This window comes from Pseudomonas bubulae (assembly GCF_037023725.1).
Lineage (GTDB): Bacteria > Pseudomonadota > Gammaproteobacteria > Pseudomonadales > Pseudomonadaceae > Aquipseudomonas > Aquipseudomonas bubulae.
In genome coordinates, this window is sequence record NZ_CP146077.1 from 923769 (window position 1) to 944855 (window position 21087).

Annotated in this window: 20 protein-coding genes; 11 read left to right on the top strand and 9 right to left on the bottom strand. The window is 60.2% G+C overall.

What is annotated here, in order from left to right:
• Window positions 1-55 precede the first annotated feature (55 nt).
• From cysT to V6L81_RS04300, 3 genes are read left to right on the top strand one after another with little or no spacing between them, the layout of a single operon-like run.
• A complete protein-coding gene (cysT, locus tag V6L81_RS04290) occupies window positions 56-874 on the top strand; it encodes a sulfate ABC transporter permease subunit CysT (protein WP_095017851.1) in 819 nt (272 codons plus the stop codon).
• 13 nt (window positions 875-887) lie between these two features.
• Window positions 888-1760, top strand: coding sequence for a sulfate ABC transporter permease subunit CysW (cysW, locus tag V6L81_RS04295; protein ID WP_094999757.1), 873 nt, complete (start codon window positions 888-890; stop codon window positions 1758-1760).
• 3 nt (window positions 1761-1763) lie between these two features.
• Entirely contained in the window at window positions 1764-2744 is a 981-nt protein-coding gene (locus V6L81_RS04300) for a sulfate/molybdate ABC transporter ATP-binding protein (RefSeq protein ID WP_094999758.1), read from the top strand.
• 61 nt (window positions 2745-2805) lie between these two features.
• Here the strand turns inward: V6L81_RS04300 and V6L81_RS04305 are convergent, their stop codons facing one another.
• Both V6L81_RS04305 and prlC read right to left on the bottom strand, forming a co-directional pair.
• Complete coding sequence (locus V6L81_RS04305; RefSeq protein ID WP_094999759.1) at window positions 2806-3084, bottom strand: YheV family putative zinc ribbon protein; 279 nt, start codon at window positions 3082-3084, stop codon at window positions 2806-2808.
• The gene (prlC, locus tag V6L81_RS04310) at window positions 3081-5132 is read right to left on the bottom strand and encodes an oligopeptidase A (RefSeq protein ID WP_130872177.1); all 2052 of its coding nucleotides are present in this window, start codon (window positions 5130-5132) and stop codon (window positions 3081-3083) included. Before prlC ends, V6L81_RS04305 begins: the two co-directional genes overlap by 4 nt.
• A gap of 102 nt (window positions 5133-5234) precedes the next feature.
• On the opposite strand from prlC, the gene V6L81_RS04315 reads away from it, so the two are divergent.
• A complete protein-coding gene (locus V6L81_RS04315) occupies window positions 5235-5783 on the top strand; it encodes a gamma carbonic anhydrase family protein (RefSeq protein WP_094999760.1) in 549 nt (182 codons plus the stop codon).
• A 22-nt stretch (window positions 5784-5805) separates the two neighbouring features.
• Window positions 5806-6453 (top strand): HAD family hydrolase, encoded by a 648-nt coding sequence (locus V6L81_RS04320; RefSeq protein WP_094999761.1) that lies wholly within the window; start codon window positions 5806-5808, stop codon window positions 6451-6453.
• 100 nt (window positions 6454-6553) lie between these two features.
• On the opposite strand, the gene V6L81_RS04325 is transcribed toward V6L81_RS04320, so the two are convergent.
• Entirely contained in the window at window positions 6554-7033 is a 480-nt protein-coding gene (locus V6L81_RS04325; RefSeq protein ID WP_094999762.1) for a DUF962 domain-containing protein, read from the bottom strand.
• 121 nt (window positions 7034-7154) lie between these two features.
• On the opposite strand from V6L81_RS04325, the gene V6L81_RS04330 reads away from it, so the two are divergent.
• The 3 genes from V6L81_RS04330 (at window position 7155) to V6L81_RS04340 (ending at window position 9687) form a co-directional block, all read left to right on the top strand.
• Window positions 7155-7736, top strand: a complete 582-nt coding sequence (locus tag V6L81_RS04330; protein ID WP_094999763.1) for an alpha/beta hydrolase — start codon at window positions 7155-7157, stop codon at window positions 7734-7736.
• A 49-nt stretch (window positions 7737-7785) separates the two neighbouring features.
• On the top strand, window positions 7786-8682 hold the full coding sequence (locus V6L81_RS04335; RefSeq protein ID WP_094999764.1) for a sigma 54-interacting transcriptional regulator: 897 nt from the start codon (window positions 7786-7788) through the stop codon (window positions 8680-8682).
• Between the two features lie 222 nt (window positions 8683-8904).
• The gene (locus tag V6L81_RS04340; RefSeq protein WP_095017848.1) at window positions 8905-9687 is read left to right on the top strand and encodes a MetQ/NlpA family ABC transporter substrate-binding protein; all 783 of its coding nucleotides are present in this window, start codon (window positions 8905-8907) and stop codon (window positions 9685-9687) included.
• A 51-nt stretch (window positions 9688-9738) separates the two neighbouring features.
• On the opposite strand, the gene V6L81_RS04345 is transcribed toward V6L81_RS04340, so the two are convergent.
• The gene (locus V6L81_RS04345) at window positions 9739-10902 is read right to left on the bottom strand and encodes an AAA family ATPase (RefSeq protein ID WP_095020495.1); all 1164 of its coding nucleotides are present in this window, start codon (window positions 10900-10902) and stop codon (window positions 9739-9741) included.
• Between the two features lie 117 nt (window positions 10903-11019).
• Between V6L81_RS04345 and V6L81_RS04350 the strand changes: the two genes are divergently transcribed.
• From V6L81_RS04350 to V6L81_RS04360, 3 genes are read left to right on the top strand one after another with little or no spacing between them, the layout of a single operon-like run.
• Entirely contained in the window at window positions 11020-12111 is a 1092-nt protein-coding gene (locus V6L81_RS04350; RefSeq protein WP_338660497.1) for an efflux RND transporter periplasmic adaptor subunit, read from the top strand.
• Window positions 12108-13175: an efflux RND transporter periplasmic adaptor subunit gene (locus tag V6L81_RS04355; protein ID WP_094999768.1), complete on the top strand. Its 1068-nt coding sequence runs from the start codon at window positions 12108-12110 to the stop codon at window positions 13173-13175. The genes V6L81_RS04350 and V6L81_RS04355 overlap by 4 nt, the downstream gene beginning before the upstream one ends.
• A complete protein-coding gene (locus tag V6L81_RS04360) occupies window positions 13172-16234 on the top strand; it encodes an efflux RND transporter permease subunit (protein ID WP_338660498.1) in 3063 nt (1020 codons plus the stop codon). The genes V6L81_RS04355 and V6L81_RS04360 overlap by 4 nt, the downstream gene beginning before the upstream one ends.
• A gap of 229 nt (window positions 16235-16463) precedes the next feature.
• Here the strand turns inward: V6L81_RS04360 and V6L81_RS04365 are convergent, their stop codons facing one another.
• The 5 genes from V6L81_RS04365 to V6L81_RS04385 form a co-directional block, all read right to left on the bottom strand.
• Window positions 16464-17090, bottom strand: a complete 627-nt coding sequence (locus V6L81_RS04365; RefSeq protein ID WP_094999770.1) for an ABC-type transport auxiliary lipoprotein family protein — start codon at window positions 17088-17090, stop codon at window positions 16464-16466.
• Entirely contained in the window at window positions 17087-18025 is a 939-nt protein-coding gene (locus V6L81_RS04370; RefSeq protein WP_094999771.1) for an MlaD family protein, read from the bottom strand. The genes V6L81_RS04365 and V6L81_RS04370 overlap by 4 nt, the downstream gene beginning before the upstream one ends.
• 1 nt (window position 18026) lies before the next feature.
• A complete protein-coding gene (locus V6L81_RS04375; RefSeq protein ID WP_153326752.1) occupies window positions 18027-18818 on the bottom strand; it encodes an ABC transporter ATP-binding protein in 792 nt (263 codons plus the stop codon).
• A gap of 8 nt (window positions 18819-18826) precedes the next feature.
• A complete protein-coding gene (locus V6L81_RS04380) occupies window positions 18827-19957 on the bottom strand; it encodes an ABC transporter permease (protein ID WP_094999773.1) in 1131 nt (376 codons plus the stop codon).
• Between the two features lie 79 nt (window positions 19958-20036).
• The gene (locus V6L81_RS04385; RefSeq protein WP_094999774.1) at window positions 20037-21077 is read right to left on the bottom strand and encodes a DUF5924 family protein; all 1041 of its coding nucleotides are present in this window, start codon (window positions 21075-21077) and stop codon (window positions 20037-20039) included.
• Window positions 21078-21087 lie beyond the last annotated feature (10 nt).

The following is a 21087-nucleotide window of genomic DNA, read 5'->3' on the forward strand; positions in this document are numbered from 1 at the left end:
AGAACATAGAGCCCGCGACCGAGTTGCGGGCTTCGTGCGTTAACCAAGGACTCTTATGTCTCGTCGTATCTCCCCCGTCATACCCGGCTTCGGGCTGACACTGGGCTACACCTTGGTGTACCTCAGTCTGATTGTGCTGATCCCGCTGGCTGCGATGTTCGTGCATGCCGCCCAACTGACCTGGGACCAGTTCTGGGCCATTATCACTGCCCCCCGGGTGCTGGCCGCCCTGCAACTGAGCTTTGGCACCGCCTTTGTCGCCGCCATTATCAACGGCGTGATCGGCACCGTGCTGGCCTGGGTGCTGGTGCGCTATACCTTCCCCGGACGCAAGGTCATCGATGCCATGATCGACCTGCCGTTTGCCCTGCCGACTGCCGTGGCCGGTATCGCCCTGACAGCCCTGTACGCCCCCAACGGCTGGATCGGCCAGTTCGCCAACGACCTGGGTTTCAAGATTGCCTACACCCCGATGGGCATCACCCTGGCACTGACGTTCGTCACGCTGCCGTTTGTAGTGCGCACCGTGCAGCCAGTGCTGGCCGATATCCCCCGTGAAATCGAAGAAGCCGCTGCCTGCCTGGGCGCCAAGCCCCTGCAAGTGTTCCGCTACATCCTGGTGCCAGCCTTGCTGCCCGCCTGGTTGACCGGTTTTGCCCTGGCCTTTGCCCGCGGTGTGGGCGAGTACGGCTCGGTGATTTTTATCGCGGGTAACATGCCGTTCAAAACCGAAATCCTGCCGCTGCTGATCATGGTCAAGCTGGACCAGTACGACTACACCGGCGCCACGGCCATTGGCGTGATGATGCTGGTGGTTTCCTTCATTTTGCTGCTGATCATCAATTTGATTCAGCGTCGCATCGAAAAACCGTGAAGGAGGCCTGACCATGTCCAGCTCAACACAGAGCGCTTCATCCGTGGCCAATGCCGCCCGCCGTGGCAGCCCGCTGTCGCGGCGCCTGCTGATCGGCTTCGGCTGGTTGTTTTTTACCCTGTTCCTGCTGCTGCCGCTGCTGATCGTGGTGTCCCAGGGTTTGAAAATGGGGGTCGGTACTTTTTTCGACGCCATCCTCGAACCCGACGCCCTGTCGGCCCTCAAGCTGACCATTATCGCCGTGGTGATTTCGGTGCCACTGAACGTGGTCTTCGGCGTCAGCGCGGCCTGGTGCGTGAGCAAGTACAGCTTTCGCGGCAAGAGCATCCTGGTCACCCTGATCGACCTGCCGTTTTCGGTCTCACCGGTGATCGCCGGTCTGGTCTACGTGCTGATGTTTGGCGCGCAGGGCTTTCTCGGTCCGTGGTTGCAGGACCACGACATCCAGATCGTATTCGCCTTGCCGGGTATCGTGCTGGCCACCATCTTCGTGACCGTGCCCTTTGTGGCCCGGGAACTGATCCCGCTGATGCAGGAGCAGGGCACTCAGGAAGAGGAGGCCGCACGCCTGCTGGGCGCCAACGGCTGGCAAATGTTCTGGCACGTGACCGTACCCAACATCAAATGGGGCCTGATCTACGGCGTGGTGCTGTGTACTGCGCGGGCGATGGGTGAGTTCGGTGCGGTGTCGGTGGTTTCCGGGCACATTCGCGGGGTGACCAACACCCTGCCGCTGCACGTCGAGATTCTCTACAACGAATACAACCACGTTGCCGCCTTCGCCGTGGCCACCCTGTTGCTGATCCTGGCGCTCTTCATCCTGCTGCTCAAGCAGTGGAGCGAATCCCGTATTAACCGCCTGCGCGCCAGCGCCGCGGAGGAATAAACCATGTCGATCGAAGTCCGTAACGTCAGCAAGAACTTCAATGCCTTCAAGGCCCTGAACAGCATCAATCTGGACATTCATAGCGGTGAGCTGGTGGCCCTGCTCGGCCCGTCGGGCTGCGGCAAGACCACTTTGCTGCGCATTATCGCCGGCCTCGAAACCCCGGACGAAGGCAACATCGTGTTCCACGGTGAAGACGTCTCTGGGCACGATGTGCGTGATCGCAACGTCGGTTTTGTGTTCCAGCATTACGCCTTGTTCCGCCATATGACGGTGTTCGATAACGTGGCTTTCGGCCTGCGCATGAAGCCGAAAAAGGAACGCCCGAGCGAAACCCGCATCGCTGAAAAAGTCCACGAGTTGCTGAACATGGTGCAGCTGGACTGGTTGTCGGATCGCTACCCTGAGCAGCTGTCAGGCGGTCAGCGTCAGCGTATCGCCCTGGCCCGTGCCCTGGCGGTAGAACCCAAGGTACTGCTGCTGGACGAGCCGTTTGGTGCGTTGGACGCCAAGGTGCGCAAAGAACTGCGCCGCTGGCTGGCGCGCCTGCACGAAGATATCAACCTGACCTCCGTGTTCGTGACCCATGACCAGGAAGAAGCGATGGAAGTCGCCGACCGTATCGTGGTGATGAACAAGGGTGTAATCGAGCAGATCGGCTCACCGGGCGAAGTTTATGAAAACCCGGCCAGCGACTTTGTGTATCACTTCCTGGGTGACTCCAACCGCCTGCATATCGGTGAGGACCAGCATGTGCTGTTCCGTCCGCATGAAGTGTCACTGTCGCGTCACGAGATCGAAGACCATCATGCTGCAGAGGTGCGTGACATTCGCCCATTGGGTGCAACCACCCGGGTGACATTGAAGGTTGAAGGGCAGAGCGAGTTGATCGAAGTGGAAGTGGTCAAGGACCATGACAGCCTGACCGATCTGGCGCGCGGCGAGACGTTGTTCTTCAAGCCCAAGGTGTGGCAGAAGGCTTAAAAGCACGAGCGCCCTCACCCCAACCCTCTCCCGGAGGGAGAGGGTGAGGGGCTGTTGATCTTCAGGGCTTTTTCAGTTTCGGATTAGGAAAAAACTGCACCGCCTGCACCTTGGGATCCGGTGCTTTTTTCAGCGCTGACGTATTGACCCGCGTACCCAACTCCTTGGGCACCGACAAACCCTGTTCATTCAACGTATCCGAATAACCGCAGGCCACGCATTCGCGGTGCGGCACTTCGTCTTCGTTCCACATCATCAACTTGTCAGGTTCGCTGCACGCCGGGCAGACAGCCCCGGCGATAAAGCGTTTTTTGCTCACGTTCACCGGTGCATCACTCATGCTGCCGAGTCCTCGGTCAGGCCGCTGTGACGCAACAGGGCGTCAATCGACGGCTCACGGCCACGGAAGTCCTTGAACAGCTCCATCGGGGCCTTCGAGCCGCCACGGGCCAGGATCGCCTGGCGGAACGCTTTGCCGGTGTGCGGGTTGAACACGCCTTCTTCTTCAAAACGCGAGAACGCATCGGCCGACAGCACTTCTGCCCACTTGTAGCTGTAGTAACCCGCGGCGTAACCGCCGGCGAAAATATGCGCAAAGCTGTTCGGGAAGCGATTGTAGGCAGGCGGACGCATCACCGAAACTTCGTCGCGGATGCCGTCAAGCACCTGCGCAACGCTGCGACCGTCACCGTGGGTGGCGTGCAGTTCGAAGTCAAACAACGAGAACTCCAGCTGACGAATCATCATCAGCCCGGACTGGAAGTTCTTGGCTGCGAGCATTTTATCCAGCAGGTCTTTTGGCAGTGCTTCGCCGGTTTCGTAGTGGCTGGAAATCAGCGCCAGGCCTTCAGGTTCCCAGCACCAGTTCTCCATGAACTGGCTCGGCAGCTCGACCGCATCCCAGGCTACGCCGTTGATGCCCGACACACCCGCGTGTTCGATCTCGGTCAGCATATGGTGCAAGCCGTGGCCGAATTCGTGGAACAGGGTGGTCACTTCGTCGTGGGTCAGCAGTGCAGGCTTGCCCGCAACGGCTGGAGTGAAGTTGCACACCAGGTTGGCCACCGGGCTTTGCAGCTTGCCGGCTGCGGTGCGGCGACGGTCGCGAGCACCGTCCATCCAGGCACCGCCACGCTTGTTGGCGCGGGCATAGAGGTCGAAGAAGAAGCGCCCGACGTGCTGGCCGTTTTCCTTGATTTCGAACAGGCGAACATCCGGGTGCCAGGTATCGAAACCTTTGATTTCGGCAATTTCGATGCCGTACAGGCGCTGGACAATGGCGAACAGCCCGCCCAGTACCTTGTCGATCGGGAAGTAGGCGCGCAGGGCTTCTTGCGACACGCTGTAGCGCTGCTCACGCAGTTTTTCGCCAAAGAAGCCGGTGTCCCAGCTTTTCAGCTCAGGGGTACCTTGCTCGCTGGCGTAGGCTTGCAGTTGCTCAAGGTCGCGGGCAGCGAACGGCTTGCTGCGCTTGGCCAGGTCACGCAGGAAGGTCAGCACCTGATCCGGTGTCTCGGCCATTTTGGTGGCCAGGCTCAGTTCGGCGAAGCTGGCAAAACCCAGCAGCTTGGCCAGCTCCTGGCGCAGGTCGAGAATTTCTTCCATCACCGGGCCGTTGTCGAACTTGCCGGCATTCGGGCCCTGGTCCGAGGCGCGGGTGCAGTAAGCCGCGTAGACTTCTTCGCGCAGGGCGCGGTCTTCGGCGTAGGTCATCACCGGGAAGTAGCTGGGGAACTCGAGGCTGATCAGCCAGCCGTCCAGGCCCTTGGCCTGTGCGGCAGCCGCCATTTGCGCCTTGGCCGAGTCGGTCAGGCCCGCCAGTGCTGTTTCGTCGGTGATGTGCTTGGTCCAGGCCTGGGTGGCGTCCAGCAACTGGTTGGAGAACTTGCTGCCCAACTCGGAAAGCTTGCTTTGTACCTCGGCGTAACGCTTTTGCTCGGCCTCCGGCAGGTCGATACCCGACAGGCGGAAGTCGCGCAGCGAATGCTCAAGAATGGTTTTCTGGGCCTGGTCGAAGTCGCCGACTTGCGGGCTGTGGGCCAGGGCTTCAAAGGCCTGGAACAGTTCGCGGTTCTGGCCCATCTCGGTGGAGTAAGCGCTCAATGCCGGCAGGCAGGCCTCATAGGCTTCACGCAGCTCTGCGCTGTTGCACACCGCGTTAAGGTGGCTGACCGGGCTCCAGGCCGCGCCCAGCCGGTCGTTCAACTCATCCATCGCCAATACCAGGCCTGCCCATGTCGGGTTCTGGCCCTGATCCTTGAGGATGGCTTTAATGCCGGCACGGTTGTCGGCGAGGATCTGCTCGATGGCCGGCTGTACGTGCTCAGGACGGATCGCCGAGAACGGCGGCAGGTCATAGGGCTGCAATAGAGGGTTGTTCTCGCTCACGTTTGGCACCTTGGCTGGAAGAAACATTGGCTCATCTTAATTACAATCGACGCTGACCGCAGCATTGCAACGCCCTATTACGGCTAAAGAAGGAAGCTATTTGTGTCCATTCGTCCATTCCAGCAGCACACACCGACCTTGGGCGAGCGTGCCTTTGTCGATCGCTCGGCGGTGGTGATCGGTGACGTCGAAATCGGCGCCGACAGTTCCATCTGGCCACTGACCGTGATTCGCGGCGATATGCACCGCATCCGCATCGGTGCGCGCACCAGCGTGCAGGACGGTTGCGTACTCCACATCACCCACGCCGGGCCCTTCAACCCTGAAGGCTTCCCGCTGCTGATCGGTGATGACGTGACCATCGCCCACAAAGTCATGTTGCACGGCTGTAACGTGGGCAGCCGCATCCTGATCGGCATGGGTAGCATCGTGATGGACGGCGCCGTGATTGAAGACGACGTGATCGTCGGTGCGGGCAGTCTGGTGCCGCCGGGCAAACGCCTGGCCAGCGGCTTTCTGTATGTGGGCAGCCCGGTGAAGCAAGTGCGCGAATTGACCGAAAAAGAAAAGGCCTTCTTTACCTACAGTGCCGGCAATTACGTCAAGCTCAAGGACCAGCACTTGGCCGAAGGCTACGACCAGCCCGTTTAAGCCCCCCTTTTTGGAGCCCTGCATGCATTACCAGAACGTATTGTTCGACCTCGATGGCACCCTGACCGACCCACGGGAAGGGATCACCCGCTCAATCCAGTTCGGTTTGAGCAAACTGGGCATTGATGAGCCAGACCTGAGCAAACTCGAGCACTTTATCGGCCCGCCGCTGCTGCAACAGTTCATGGCCAGTTATGGCTTCGACGAGGCGAAGGCGTGGGAAGCGATGGGCTTTTACCGCGAGCGTTTTGCCGTGACCGGGCTGTACGAAAATGAAGTGTTCGAGGGTGTCACTCCCTTGCTGGAAGAGCTGGTTGCACAGGGCCGCCAACTGTTTATCGCTACCTCAAAGCCGCATATCTATGCCCGCGAAATTGCCCGCCACTTTGATTTCGCCAGGCACTTCAAGGTGATCTACGGTAGCGAGCTGGACGGTACCCGCACCAACAAGGTTGAGCTGATTGCCCATCTGGTCAACGAACAAGGACTGGACCCGGCGCAAACCCTGATGATCGGTGATCGCAAGCACGACCTGATCGGTGCCCGCGACAACGGCATGGACGCAGCGGCGGTGGGCTATGGCTTTGGCAGCTTTGAAGAGCTGAACTCGTTTGCACCCAAGTACCACTTCGAAACCCTGGCGCAGTTGCATCAGGCGTTCAAGCGCTGACCTGCCCTTGTGGGAGCGGGCTTGCCCGCGATGGCCACGACGCGGTGACTCTTTCACCCTGCGGTGGCCCAATCGCGAGCAAGCCCGCTCCCACAATGCGCTAACCGGCGCGCAGCGCCATCTCTCGACGCAAATCCTCGCGCCAGCCCAGCAAAAACCCCAGTTCCACCACCACGAACAGCGGTCCCACGATCAGCCCGGTGACGTCATCGATAAACGCCGGCTTGCGCCCCTCGTAGTAATGCCCGACAAACTGGAACACCCAGCCCACCACAAACAGTCCAATGCCCCAGCCCAGCCAGGCAGCGGTGCCCAACCCCGCCAGCGCGTGCCCCAGCCACACCGTCAAAGCCAGCAGCAGCGTCATCAACAACCCCAGGCGCAACTCAAGGCGCAGGTAAAACACGGCACTGGCCAGCATCACCAGCACTGCCGGTGAAATACCCATCCATTGCGGGCGCGACAGCAGGGTTGCAACGGCAATCACGATCAGCGGGATGCCCACGAAATGCGTGGCGATATTGTGCGGGTCGCGGTGATAGGCAGCATATTGGCTCAAATGGTCGACCAGGCTTTTCATGGTGCACAACCCTCAAGTTTTTATTTTTAGTTATAAACAAATAGCTTCTTATTCCTTAGCGAATCTAAAAACCGTCCCTATACTGACTTGGTAACACACATACCGCTGGAGGCGCACACCCATGGGCAACGATTCGATTCGCTATTTGATAGTGCCGGGCTGGCAAGGTTCGTCCGACGATCATTGGCAAACCCACTGGCAAAACAGCTTGCCGAACAGTGCTCGGGTGGAGCAGGCCGACTGGCTGACGCCCCGCCGCGAAGACTGGATCGCCGCCCTGGCCGAAGCCATTGCTGCCGACAGCACCCCCGTGATCCTGATCGCCCACAGCCTGGGTTGCATTACCGTAGCCCATTGGGCCGAGCGTGCGCCAGAAAGCCTGTTAAACCAAGTGCGCGGCGCGTTGCTGGTGGCCCCGGCAGACGTCGAGCGCCCGGCCTGTGCGCCGGCCTTGCGCAACTTTGCCCCGATCCCGACCCGGTCGTTGCCTTTTCCAAGCCACATCGTCAGCTCGGATAACGATGGTGCTGTCAGCGCGCCACGGGCTATGGAATTTGCCCGTCAATGGGGCGCCGAGATCGGCATCATCAGCGGCGCCGGGCATATCAACGTTAAATCCGGACACCAGCGCTGGGAGCAAGGCTTCGCCTTTTTATACCGCCTGCAAACCCGTATCGAGCACGGCGCCCTGCGTCGCGCGTGAATTCCTGTAACGCCCGCGCCCACCCTCCGGCGGCGGGCGGGAGCCTGCCATGAGCCTGCATGAAACCTTCGGTCAGCCGCTGCTGACCTTTCCTGACGCGGAAAAAAGCCCGCTGAGCATTCGCGCCAAAGCGCTGGTGTTTGTCGACCCCCGCTCGCGCCAATTACGCAACGATCTGGAGCTGCTCGCGCCGCGCGCCTTGCCCGTGCTGATTCGTGGTGAAACCGGCAGCGGCAAAGAGCTGCTCGCTCGACATATCCACCGCGCCAGTGACCGCACCGGCCTGTTTGTGTCAGTCAATTGCGGTGCCATCAGCCCCACTTACGCTGACGCCGAGCTGTTTGGCTATGCCGCCGGAACACACAGCAGTTCGGCCAGCAGCCGCGCCGGGTGGTTTGGTTCGGCCAATGGCGGGACTCTTTATCTGGACGAAATCGGCGACTTGCCATGGGCAATCCAGACCAAGCTGCTGGCGGCCCTGGAAACCCACGAAGTTACCCGTGTGGGCGCCCATCAACCGAGCCCGGTGGACGTGCGCCTGGTGGCGGCCACCAGTATCGATCTGGCGCAGGCGGTGGCTGCCGGAAAATTCCACGAGCGGCTGTATCACTACCTCAGCGAAGGGCGGCTGGACTTGCCCGCGTTGCGCGAGCGGCCGGGAGACATCCTTTCGCTGGCCGAATATTTCCTGGGCATTTACAGCCAGCGCCTGAACCTGCCCGTGCCGTTTATCAGCGACAGAGCCCAGCGGGTACTTGAGCGCCACAGCTGGCCGGGCAATACCCGTGAGCTGGAAAACGTGATTCATTTTGCTTTGCTGGTGAGCACGGGCGAGGAGATCCAGCCCGAGCACTTGAACCTGCCTGACGCCCTGAGCCAGATCGAGCTGTTTATAAAAGGCGCCACGGCGCAGGAGTTGGCGGCGATCAGGCAGTTGTTGCCTTGACCCTGTGGGAGCGGGCTTGCCCGCGATGGCAGCGACGCGGTGTATCTGTCACACCACGGCGTTCCTATCGCGGGCAAGCCCGCTCCCAAAAAAACTCAAGTGAACAAAATGGCATAAGAAGCTGAATAAATATTATTGTTCTGGAATAAAGAAACTCGGTATTGTCCGCTTCGTCTTCCAGGAAAACCGTCATACGAACGGTCACACACATAAGGGTATCGCATGAAAAAGGTTCTGTTGTTTACCGCATTGGCGGCTGCTTTGACTGCAGGCCTGGCACAGGCTGGCGAAAAACTGGTGGTTGCCGCTACGCCGGTGCCTCACGCCGAAATCCTTGAGCTGATCAAACCAACCCTCGCCAAAGAAGGCGTGGATCTGGAAATCAAAGTGTTCACCGACTACGTGCAACCTAACGTGCAAGTGGCCGAAAAACACCTGGACGCCAACTACTTCCAGACCCTTCCATACCTGGAAAGCTTCAATAAAGGCAAAGGCACCAACCTGACCACCGTGATCGGTGTTCACGTTGAACCCTTCGGTGGCTACTCGAAGAAAGTCAAAAACCTGTCCGAGCTTAAAGACGGCGCAACCATCGCTATCCCTAACGAAGGCAGCAACAGCGGCCGTGCCCTGATTCTGCTGCAAAAGGCCGGTCTGATCGAACTCAAAGACCCGACCAACGCTGTGTCGACCCCGAAGGACATCGCCAAGAACCCGCACAACTTCAAGTTCAAGGAACTTGAGTCCGCACTGCTGCCACGGGTGCTGGACCAGGTTGACCTGGACATGATCAACACCAACTACGCGCTGGAAGCAGGCCTGAACCCGGCCACTGACGCGCTGATCATCGAAGGTGCTGATTCGCCATACGTGAACTTCCTGGTTGCCCGCCCTGACAACAAGGACAGCGTCGCAATCCAGAAGCTGGCCAAGGCCCTGACCAGCCCTGAAGTAAAAGCCTTTATTGCTGAAAAATACAAAGGTGCGGTACTGCCAGCGTTCTGATTACACGCCAGGCTACTGAAAACGCCGACGGCTTTTATAGCGTCGGCGTTTTTATTTGTCGGGCCAATACCAGGCGGGCTGGTCCAGCATGCGTTGGCCGACCACTTCTGTCTGGCCAAGGTTTTTTTCCAGCACGATGCAGTTGCACTCAGGGTCTTGTTGCAGGGCGGCGATCAGACGCCGGGCATGGGATACCACCCACACCTGCGAGTGCTGCGAAGCACTGATGATCAGCCGCGCCAGCGCGGGCAACAAATCGGGGTGCAAGCTGGTTTCCGGTTCGTTGAGCACCATCATGCTCGGCGGACGCGGGGTCAGCAAAGCCGCAACCAGCAGCAGATAGCGCAAGGTACCGTCCGAGAGCTCGGCGGCAGACAACGGGCGCAGCAGCCCCTCTTGATAAAACTCGATATAAAAATGCCCGCCGGGCACACATTCGATTTCCAGCCGTGCGCCAGGGAATGCATCGCTGATCGCGGCATGCAAGGCTTCAGGGTTGCCGACCTCAAGGATTGTTTGCAACGCAGCGGCCAGATCACGGCCATCATGATGCAGCACCGGCGTGCGCGTGCCCAGTTGTGGTTGGCGCACAGGCGCGTCGGGGTCAGTGCGAAAGTGATCGTAAAAACGCCAGCCACGGATGGACTCGCGCAACTGCAACACTTCAGGGGATGCCTGCAAGCTGCCGACCTGATCGAACAGACTGTCGAAAAGCGGCGTGTGCTGTGCCAACACCTGCCAGTTGCGGCCGTCACGGGCGCGGATCATGGGGCCTTTACGTTCAACCAGCTCGCTGGCCGGGCGGTAAAAAGGCCCTGCCCAGAGGCTCTCATGCTTGATCTGCGGGTCGAGGTTGAACTGCGTGCGTCCGGGTATCGGCAAGCCCAGGGCGATGGCGTAGCTGAAGTCTTCTCCGGCAAAACCAAGGCGCAGGCGCTTGGCTTCCTGGCGCACGCTGGCGTTGACATCAACCTCGCCCAGCTTCATGCGGCGGGAGATCACCTCAGGCCCGGCCCAGAACGTCGAGCTCAGGCCGCCTTCACGGGCCAGGGCATTGACCACACCCCCCTGGGCGGTTTCGGCCAACAAGCGCAGGGCGCGATAAAGGTTGGATTTGCCACTGCCATTGGGGCCGGTGATCAGATTCAGCCGGGCCAGGGGCACCACCAACTGATTGATGGAACGGTAGTTGGCCACGGCCAGGGTGGTGAGCATGGGGTGACCTCATTTCGTGAAACTGATAGGCGGTAATAGAGTCCCACAGACGCTGAACACTGTTCTACGCTATCAACCGTATCCGCATGTTAAACGGCATCACGCAAAGGAGCTTGCATGGCTGGTCCACTGAACACGGGCATTTTGGGCTTGAGCCTGTTGGCGCTTCTCACCGCGTGCGGCAAGGAGGGCCCCAAAGAGCCTCTGTCCCCCCGGGTGTATGTGCAACAGGTGAGTACCCGTGAGTTCGCCCCACCGATCCAGCTCAGCGGTGATATTCAGGCCCGGGTCGAAACCCAGCTGTCATTCCGGGTGGGTGGCAAGATTATCGAGCGCAAGGTGGATGTAGGTGACCATATCCAGGCCCATCAGGTGCTGGCCCGTCTCGACCCCAAAGACCTGAAGATCCAGGTCGAGACCGCCCAGGCCAGCGTTAACGCGCAACAGGCGCAAGTGGTGCAAACCCGCGCAGCGTTTGTGCGTCAGCAAAAGCTGCTGCCAAAGGGCTACACCAGCCAAAGCGAATACGATGCTGCCAATGCCGCCCAACTGAGCGCCAAAAGTGCCCTGGCAGCGGCCCAGGCGCAATTGGCCAACGCCCGCGAACAACTGAGTTACAGCAACCTGGAGGCCGAGGCACCGGGCATCATCACCGCGCGCCAGGCCGAAGTGGGCCAGGTGGTACAGGCCACCATGCCGATTTTTACCCTGGCTCGCGATGGCGCACGGGATGCCGTGTTCAACGTGTATGAATCGCTGTTTATCGAACCGCCCAAAGACCCCACGGTACAGGTCACGCTGCTGAGCGATCCGACAATCAAGGTCAACGGCCAGATCCGTGAAATCACTCCCACGGTTGCGGCACAAAGCGGTACGTTGCAGATCAAGGTGCAGCTCGACGCCTTGCCCAAGGGCATGGACCTGGGCTCGATTGTCAGTGTCAACCTGACCCCGCCGCCCAGCGCCAGCATTGAACTGCCATGGTCGGCCCTGACCAAGGACATCAGCGAGCCCGCCGTATGGATCGCCGACGAGCAAAGCAATGTACGCCTGCAACGGGTCAAGGTCGGGCGCTACCTGACCGGCAGCGTGATTGTCAGCGAAGGCCTCAAGGATGGAGAAAAAGTCGTGTTTGCAGGGGGGCAGTTGTTACACCCGGGCATGAAAGTTGAAATCGTCCCCGCACCGGCCGAAGGGGTGCAGCTATGAGGCGTTTATGGATGATGCCGCTGGCTGCTGCAATGCTGATGGGCTGCTCGGAGAAACAGCCGCCGGAACCCGTTCGCCCGGCGCTGTATGTGATTGCCCGGCCCGAACTGGTCCAGGATCTGGGCCGCTTTGCTGGGAGTATCGAAGCTCGTTATGAAAGCACCCTGGGCTTTCGTGTTCCGGGGCGCATCGTGCGCCGTTATTACGATGTAGGTGCGGTGGTGAAACAGGGTGACATTCTGGCCAACCTCGACCCCACCGATCAGCAAAACCAGCTGCGTGCGGCCCAGGGTGATCTGGCCAAGGTACAGGCACAATTGATCAACGCCAGGGCCAATGCCCGTCGTCAGCAAGAGCTGTTCGACCGTGGTGTGGGCGCCCAGGCCCAACTGGACACCGCGCAAGCCGACCTCAAGACCACACAGGCTTCGATGCAGCAGGCGCAGGCTGCGGTCAATCAGGCTCAGGACCAGCTCAGCTACTGCAACCTGCGCGCCGACCATGATGCCGTGATTACCCAATGGCATGCCGAGGCCGGGCAAGTGGTGAGCATTGGCCAGGAAGTGGTCACACTGGCCCGCCCTGAAATCAAGGAGGCGGTCATCGACCTCCCGGGTCCGTTGGCCGAAGCACTGCCCAAAGGTATCGAATTCCTCGTCGCCGGCCAGCTCGACCCGACTATCAACACCCGCGCCCATGTCCGCGAAATCGCCCCGCAAGCCGACAGCGCCACCCGCACCCGGCGCACCCGCCTGACACTGGACCAGACGCCGGCGGCATTCCGTCTTGGCAGCTCGGTGAGCGTGACCGTCAGCAGCCCGACAGCCGAGCACTTCCAGCTGCCGCTCACTGCCCTGCAGGAAGTCGACGGCCACAGCCGCGTATGGATCATTGACAGCGCCACTCAAACCGTCAGCCCGCGTGACGTCAGCGTACTGCGCCGCGACGCCCGCAACGTGCTGTTGTCGGGTGGTATCAAAACCGGCGACAGGGTGGTCAGTGCAGGTGTGTACAGCCTCACCCCCGGGCAGAAAGTCAGACTCGATAAGGAAAGCTCGCAATGAATGGGAAGTTCAACCTGTCCGAGTGGGCTCTGAAGCATCAGTCATTTGTCTGGTATTTGATGTTTGTCGCGGTGGTCGCCGGGATTTTTTCATACATCAATCTGGGGCGCGCTGAAGACCCGTCCTTCGCCATCAAAACCATGGTCATCCAGTCCAAATGGCCCGGTGCTACGGTCGACGAAACCCGCCTGCAAATCACCGATCGCATCGAGAAAAAGCTTGAGGAGCTGGATTCTCTCGACTACGTGCAAAGTTACACCCGGCCCGGTGAGTCGACGGTGTTTGTGTTCCTCAAGGACACCACCAAAGCCGATGCCATCCCGCATATCTGGTATGAGGTGCGCAAAAAGATCGGCGACATTCGCGGCGACTTTCCCCAGGGCATTCAAGGCCCAGGGTTCGACGATGAGTTCGGTGATGTCTATGGCACCATTTTCGCCTTCACCGGCGACGGCTTCACCATGCGTCAGCTGCGCGACTATGTAGAGCAAGTGCGCACCGGCATTCGCGATGTACCCAATCGCGGCAAGGTGATGACCATCGGTGAACAGGACGAAACTTTCTACCTGGATTTCTCGACCCGCAAACTGGCAGCTTTGGGCCTCGACCAACAGCACATTCTGGAAAGCCTGCAAGAACAGAACGCCGTCACTCCCGCCGGGGTAATCGAGGCCGGGCCGGAGCGCATGTCGGTACGCACCTCGGGGCAGTTCCACAGCGTTGAGGATCTGGCCGCCGTGAATCTGCGGGTCAACGACCGTTTTTACCGCCTGGCCGACATTGCCGAAATCACCCGTGGCTACGTCGACCCCGCGGCCCCCATGTTCCATTACAACGGCAAGCCGGCCATTGGTCTGGCAATCGCCATGATTGATGGTGGCAACATTCAGGAGTTCGGTAAGCAACTACAGCAGCGCATCGACGACCTGACCGCGCAGTTACCGGTAGGTGTTGGCGTGCATATGGTGTCCGATCAGGCGCAAGTGGTCGAGGAGGCTGTCAGCGGCTTCACCAGCGCCCTGTTTGAGGCGGTGGTGATTGTACTGGCGGTGAGTTTCATCAGCCTGGGCCTGCGCGCCGGTCTGGTGGTGGCGATCTCGATCCCGTTGGTGCTGGCGCTGGTGTTCGTGTTTATGGAATTTACCGGCATCGCCATGCAGCGCGTGTCGCTGGGTGCGCTGATCATCGCCCTGGGCCTGCTGGTGGACGATGCGATGATCACGGTGGAGATGATGATCACCCGGCTGGAACTTGGGGAAACCAAGGAGCAGGCGGCGACCTTTGCCTATCATTCCACGGCGTTCCCGATGCTCACCGGGACACTGGTGACCGTGGCAGGCTTTGTGCCCATCGGCCTTAACAACAGCTCGGCGGGGGAGTACACCTTCACCCTGTTCGCGGTGATTGCCGTGGCAATGCTGGTGTCGTGGGTGGTGGCCGTGCTGTTCGCGCCGGTGCTGGGCGTGCATATCCTCAGCGCCAAGGTCAAACCCAAGCCCGAGAAACCCGGGCGCCTGGCCCAGGCCTTCGACACCGCGCTGCTGTGGTGCATGCGTTATCGCTGGACGACCATTGGCGCGACAGTGCTGATGTTTGTACTGGCGGTGTTCGGCATGGGCCTGGTGCAGAACCAGTTTTTCCCGGCCTCTGACCGCCCCGAGATTCTGGTGGACCTGAACCTGCCGCAAAACGCCTCGATCCAGGAGACGCTCAAGGTCACCCAGCGTTTTGAAGAGTCGCTCAAGGGTGATGACGATATCGTGCGCTGGAGTTCTTATATCGGTGAGGGCGCGATCCGCTTCTACCTGCCGCTCGATCAGCAACTGCAAAACCCTTTCGATGCCCAGTTGGTGATTGTCAGCAAAGGCCTGGAAAGCCGTGATGCCCTGATCGAACGGCTCAACAAACGCTTGCGCGAGGACTTTGTGGGGGTGGGCAGCTTCGTACACACCCTGGAACTGGGCCCGCCGGTGGGCCAGCCGCTGCAATATCGGGTCAGCGGGCCGAATATCGACCTGGTGCGCAAGTACTCGATCGACCTGGCCTCGGTGCTCGACGCCAACCCCAATGTCGGTGAAACCATCTTCAACTGGAACGAGCCCGGCAAGGTGCTGCGTATCGACATTGCCCAGGACAAGGCCCGCCAGTTCGGGCTGTCATCCGAAGACGTGGCCCATGTGATGAACAGCATCGTCAGCGGTGCCGCCGTCAGCCAGGTCAAGGACAACATTTACCTGATCAATATCGTCGGGCGGGCCAACAGCAACGAGCGCGGTACCCCGGAAACCCTGCTCAACCTGCAGATCACCACCCCCAGCGGCACCTCGATCCCGCTATTGGCCTTTGCCACGGTGCGCTACGAGCTTGAGCAACCGCTGATCTGGAGCCGCGACCGGATCCCCACCCTGACCCTCAAGGCCTCCGTACGTGGCTCGATGCAGCCGACCGATCTGGTCAAGGTGCTCAAGCCCGAAGTCGACAAGTTTGCCGCCAACCTGCCTGAAGGCTACAACGTGCAAACCGGCGGTACGGTAGAGCAGAGCGCCAAGGCCCAGGGCCCGATCGCCAAAGTCGTGCCGTTGATGCTGTTCTTGATGGCAACCTTCCTGATGATCCAGCTGCAAAGCGTGCACAAGATGTTCCTGGTGGTCAGTGTCGCGCCGCTGGGGCTGATCGGTGTGGTGCTGGCGCTGGTGCCCACCGGCACGCCGATGGGCTTTGTAGCGATCCTGGGGATTCTGGCGCTGGTGGGCATCATCGTGCGTAACTCGGTGATCCTGGTGACCCAGATCGACCAGTACGAACGCGACGGCTTCGATCCGTGGCACGCGGTGATGCAAGCCACCCAGCATCGTCGTCGGCCTATTCTGCTGACCGCGGCAGCGGCCAGCCTGGGCATGATTCCGATTGCCCGGGACGTGTTCTGGGGGCCGATGGCCTACGCCATGATCGGCGGCATTCTATCGGCCACCTTGCTCACGCTGTTGTTTTTGCCAGCGCTGTATGTGGCTTCGTACAAGATCAAGGAGAACAAGAACCCGCCGCCAGAACATGCGTAACCCCGTGGGAGCGGGCTTGCTCGCGATTCGGACGACGTGGTCTGACAGACACACCGCGTCGATCCCATCGCGAGCAAGCCCGCTCCTACAGCAGGGTGATTAGTGAGAATTTACGAATGCCGGTATCAAGACAGCGGTCTTTAATTGAAGGGAGGTGTGAACCTAGTTTCAACCCTCTCCGCAGGGAGAGGGTTAGGGGGAGGGGCTTTTGGCTCTTGCTTCGGGCTTTTTAACGCTGCGCCTGCCCCTGCTGCATCACCCACTGCACCACTTGTGGCATCAGCACATCACTGGCCTGGCCAAAACCTGCGACCACGCCTGGTACCATCGGGTTGCTCAGCGGCTGGCGCGTCTCAAAGCGTTTGGAAGCAATGACCCGCTGATCACTGCTGCGTACCAGGCGGGCGTTGTACTGGATCAGCACTTCCGGGCTTTTGCCGTTGTAGTGGGTCTGAAACGCCAACAATTCGCCCCCCAGTTCGTAATCGGACTGCAAGTTGCTGTCATCGGTGCTCAAGCCCTGGATCCTGCCATCCTGCAAGAAGGCCTCAAGCAGACGGTTGCGCAACAGCACCGGGGCCGTATCGCTCCAGCGGGCACCTTTGTAGTTACTGATCAGGTTGCCCTCAGGCACCACCACGATGTTCTGGCTGTTCAACGCGCCAGTGGTCATCGGCTTTTCCAGACGCAATGACCACTTCACTGGCGTACTCTGGCTGACGGCCATAGGTGCTTGCGCCGCCGGCAGCCGATACACGTCGACTATCTCGGGTTTGGGCAAAATCGAGCAGGCGCTGAGCAGGCTCAGACCAGTAGCAAGGGCGATGGAACCTGCCAGGCGATAGGTGCGCTTCATGGGGTGAATTCCTTGTTCTGCTCGCGGCCCAGCAAGTAACCGCTTGGATTGGATTCCAGGCGCCGCGAGATCGAGCGCAATGTGCCAAGGGTTTCGCGCAGTTCATTGACTGCAGGGCCGAGCTGATTCAGCCCCTGCAGGCCGCTGTTGAGCGAGTCCTCATTGTTGTTGATCAGTTTGTTGATCGTCGCGGTGCTCTGCTGCAGCGAGTTCATGGCCTGCTCGGCGCTGTTGAACATCTGTTTGCCTTCGGTGCTCAACAGGCCGTTGGCGTTGCGCATCAGCACGTTGGTTTGCTCAAGCGTGACGCTGGCCTGTTTGCCGACCTGGGCCAGCTGTTTCAATGTCTGGCTGATATCGCCGCGCTGACCGGCAATGGCCGTAGTGGTTTGCTCAAGGTTGTCCAGGGTCTTGCTGACACGGTTGACGTTGTCTTCGGAGAACAACGCATTGGCGTTATGCAGCAGCATATTGACGTTGGCCATCACGTCAGAGCCGTCGGTGAGCAGGCGGGCAATGGGCGAGGGCGAAGCCACGATTTCCGGCAGCTTGCCGTCCTTGCCCTTGAGGGGCGGGCTGTTGGGGTCACCGCCACTGAGCTGGATGATCGAAGTCCCGGTCACGCCGGTCAGCGCCAGCTTGGCCTTGGTGTCGACCTTGACCGGGGTGTTGGCCGCCAGACGAATGCGCGCCAGTACCCGGCGCGGGTCCTTGTCGTCCAGGCGCAGTTCGATCACGTCGCCGACCTTGATGCCGTTGTATTGCACCGAGCTGCCTTTGGACAGGCCGCTGACGGCTTCGTTGAACACCACTTCGTAATCCTTGAACGTGCTGTCCATGCTCGCCTTGGCCAGCCACAGGCCAAACAGCATGGCCCCGACGACAATCAGGACGCTGAACAGGCCGATCAATACATGATGGGCACGGGTTTCCATGTCATTGCTCCTTGAGGTGGGTTGCCGCTTCGTACGCGGCGCGGCCACGGGGGCCATGGAAATAGTCATGAATCCACGGGTCGTCGTAGTCTTCGACCTCAGTGATGGGTGCCGCCACCAGCACCCGTTTTTGCGACAGCACCGCCACCCGGTCAGTGATGGTGTACAGCGTGTCGAGATCGTGGGTGACCAGGAACACGCTTAACCCCAGCGCATCGCGCAGTGTCAGGATAAGTTGGTCAAAGGCCGCCGCGCCGATCGGATCCAGCCCAGCGGTGGGTTCGTCCAGAAACAGGATGTCCGGGTCCAGCGCCAGCGCCCGGGCCAGCGCTGCGCGCTTGACCATGCCACCGGACAGTGAAGACGGGTACTTGTCTGCTGCCGACAGGGGCAATCCCGACAGCGCCAGCTTGACGCACGCCAGGTGCTCGGCATCAGGCCGGCTCAGGCCGGCGTGCTCGATCAGGGGCAGGGCGATGTTCTCTTTTACCGTCAGTGAAGAAAACAGCGCGCCCATCTGAAACAGCACACCAAAGCGCCGCTCGATCATTGAGCGCGCCTGTTCATCAAGGCTCATCAAGTCCTGGCCAAACACCCGGACCTGCCCTTCAGTGGGCCGACGCAAACCGACAATACTGCGCAGCAGCACGGATTTGCCGGTGCCGGAGCCGCCGACCACGCCGAGAATCTCACCTTTGTACACATCAAGGTCGAGGTGTTCATGCACGGTCTGGCTACCAAAGCGGTTGCACAGGTCACGCACCTCGATCACGGTCTCGCCGGGTTTGCGCAGGGACGTACTCACCAGCCCATCTCCATAAAGAACAACGCGGCCACGGCGTCGAGGACGATCACGATAAAGATCGACTGGACCACGCTGGACGTGGTGTGGGCGCCCACCGACTCGGCGCTGCCGCTGACTTTAAAGCCTTCAAGGCAGCCCACCGCGGCAATCAGGAAGGCAAAGAACGGCGCTTTGACCATGCCCACCAAAAAGTGCTGCACGCCGATATCCGAGTGCAGCAGCGAAATAAACATGTCCGGCGAGATACCCAGGGACACCACGCAGACCACGGCACCGCCGAGGATGCCCGCCATCATGGCCATGAATGTCAGCAGCGGCAGGGAAATCAACAGCGCCAGCACCCGTGGCAACACCAGCAAGTCCATCGGATCGAGGCCCAGGGTGCGGATCGCGTCAATTTCTTCGTTGGCCTTCATCGAGCCGATTTGTGCGGTAAAGGCACTGGCCGTGCGCCCGGCGAGCAGGATGGCGGTGAGCAACACGCCGAATTCACGCAGGAAGGAAAACGCCACCAGGTCAACGGTAAAAATCCCCGCACCAAAGTTGGCCAGTACCGTGGCCCCGAGAAACGCCACTACGGCGCCCACCATAAAGGTCAGCAACACCACGATCGGCGCGGCGTTAAGACCGATCTGCTCGATATGCGCCACCACCGGGGTAATGCGCCATTGTTTGGGTCGAAACAGGTTGCGCGCCAGGGTCTGCAGGATCAGGCCGATAAACCCCAGCAGTTGCAGGGAGTCTTGCCACAGCTTGTAGACCGCGCTGCCGATGCGGCTGAGCAAGAGGATGCCGACGTTCTGTTCCTGGGCTGCGACCGGCACGCAAAAATCGCGCATCGAGGAATAGACCGTTTGCAGCAAGGCGCGGTCGGCGGCGGGGAGTTTTTGGGCGGTGTCGGTCAACTGACTGACGCGCTCTGCCCCCAGCAGCTCCACCAGCAGCGAAGCCCCGGCCGTATCGATGCTGGACACGTCGTCCAGGTTGATGGCGGTCTGGGCATCGTACTTGCCGACCAGTTGTTCGGTCTGCTGCTTGAGGCGTGTGTAATGGGCAAGCGTCCAGTCGCCGCTGATCAGCAGTCGCGCCGGATTACCGGAAGTGTCTAGTTGGGCATTGCCCGCCATGGCCGTAATAGTCTTAAGCTCCCAGCTCGGTACGTTTGAACGCAGACCTTATGTAATAGCACAATCCGGCAAAAGTGCTTCAGTTTGCCTTAACAACCGCAGGCGCAGATTGATCCAGGTTAACCCTGAAGCGCAAAACGCCGATCAGTTGCCCATCCTCGGTCAACACCCGGACTTGCCAGCGACCCACCGGGTCCGGCGGGAAATTCTGCTTGTGGGTCCAGGCGCGATAACCCTCTTTGCGCCCGCCATGAATATCCAGGGCGATGCGGTCGACCTCCTGGCCGTTGAGTTGCCACACATGGTAAATCCGCTCATTCAAACCCCGGGGCGCATTGATCGAGGTATAGGCGTACAGGCCACGACTGCGCAGCTCGCTGACGCTGATGTGCTTGATGCTCTCGCCCGGCGTGCGGTCCTGCAACTGGGTGGTGACGGCCACTTCGGTCATCCACAGCGTAGCTGGTGGCACCCAGGATCGCAGCAGCCAGCCGGTGCCGCCCAGGGCCAGGACTATCAAGGGCAATACCAGCCAGCCACGCCAGGTTTTCAGCGGCAGGCTCACGGCCAGGCTGGGAATTGACAGCAGCACGGCGGTGCCCAGCGCCAGTTTGTAGCTCTCGGAGGTGGTGAGGTTGAGGATGATCGGCAACGCCGTCAGCATGGCCGCGAACAGGGCCAGGGTGTGCAGGGCCAGAAACAGCCAGCGCCGGGGGGCCAGCCATTTGTAATACAGCGGGTCAGTGATGGCGATCAGTGCGCACACGCCCAGAAGTCCGGTAAAGACCAGTTGGCCACTGTTCCAGGTGGTGGTGATAAAGAAAAATGGCAGGACGAAAAAAAAACTTTCCTGGTGGATCATCTGGGTGGCATAGCGCAGCAGCGGTTCAGGTATTTCGCGCTTGAACACCCGGCTGAACAGCCGGGTGAAGGTGTTTTCCAGCATCAACCAGACCCAGCTCACCAGCAGGATCACCGCAATCCAGCGGGCCATGCCTTGCTGGCGGTCCACCAGAATGAAACTGCCCACCCCCGAGCAAAAGCCAAACGCCGCGATCAGCCCTGGATAGCGCTTCATCAACTCAAGGATGCGCTGTAGGTAGTGGTTCCAGTCTGGCATTTGGCAGTTC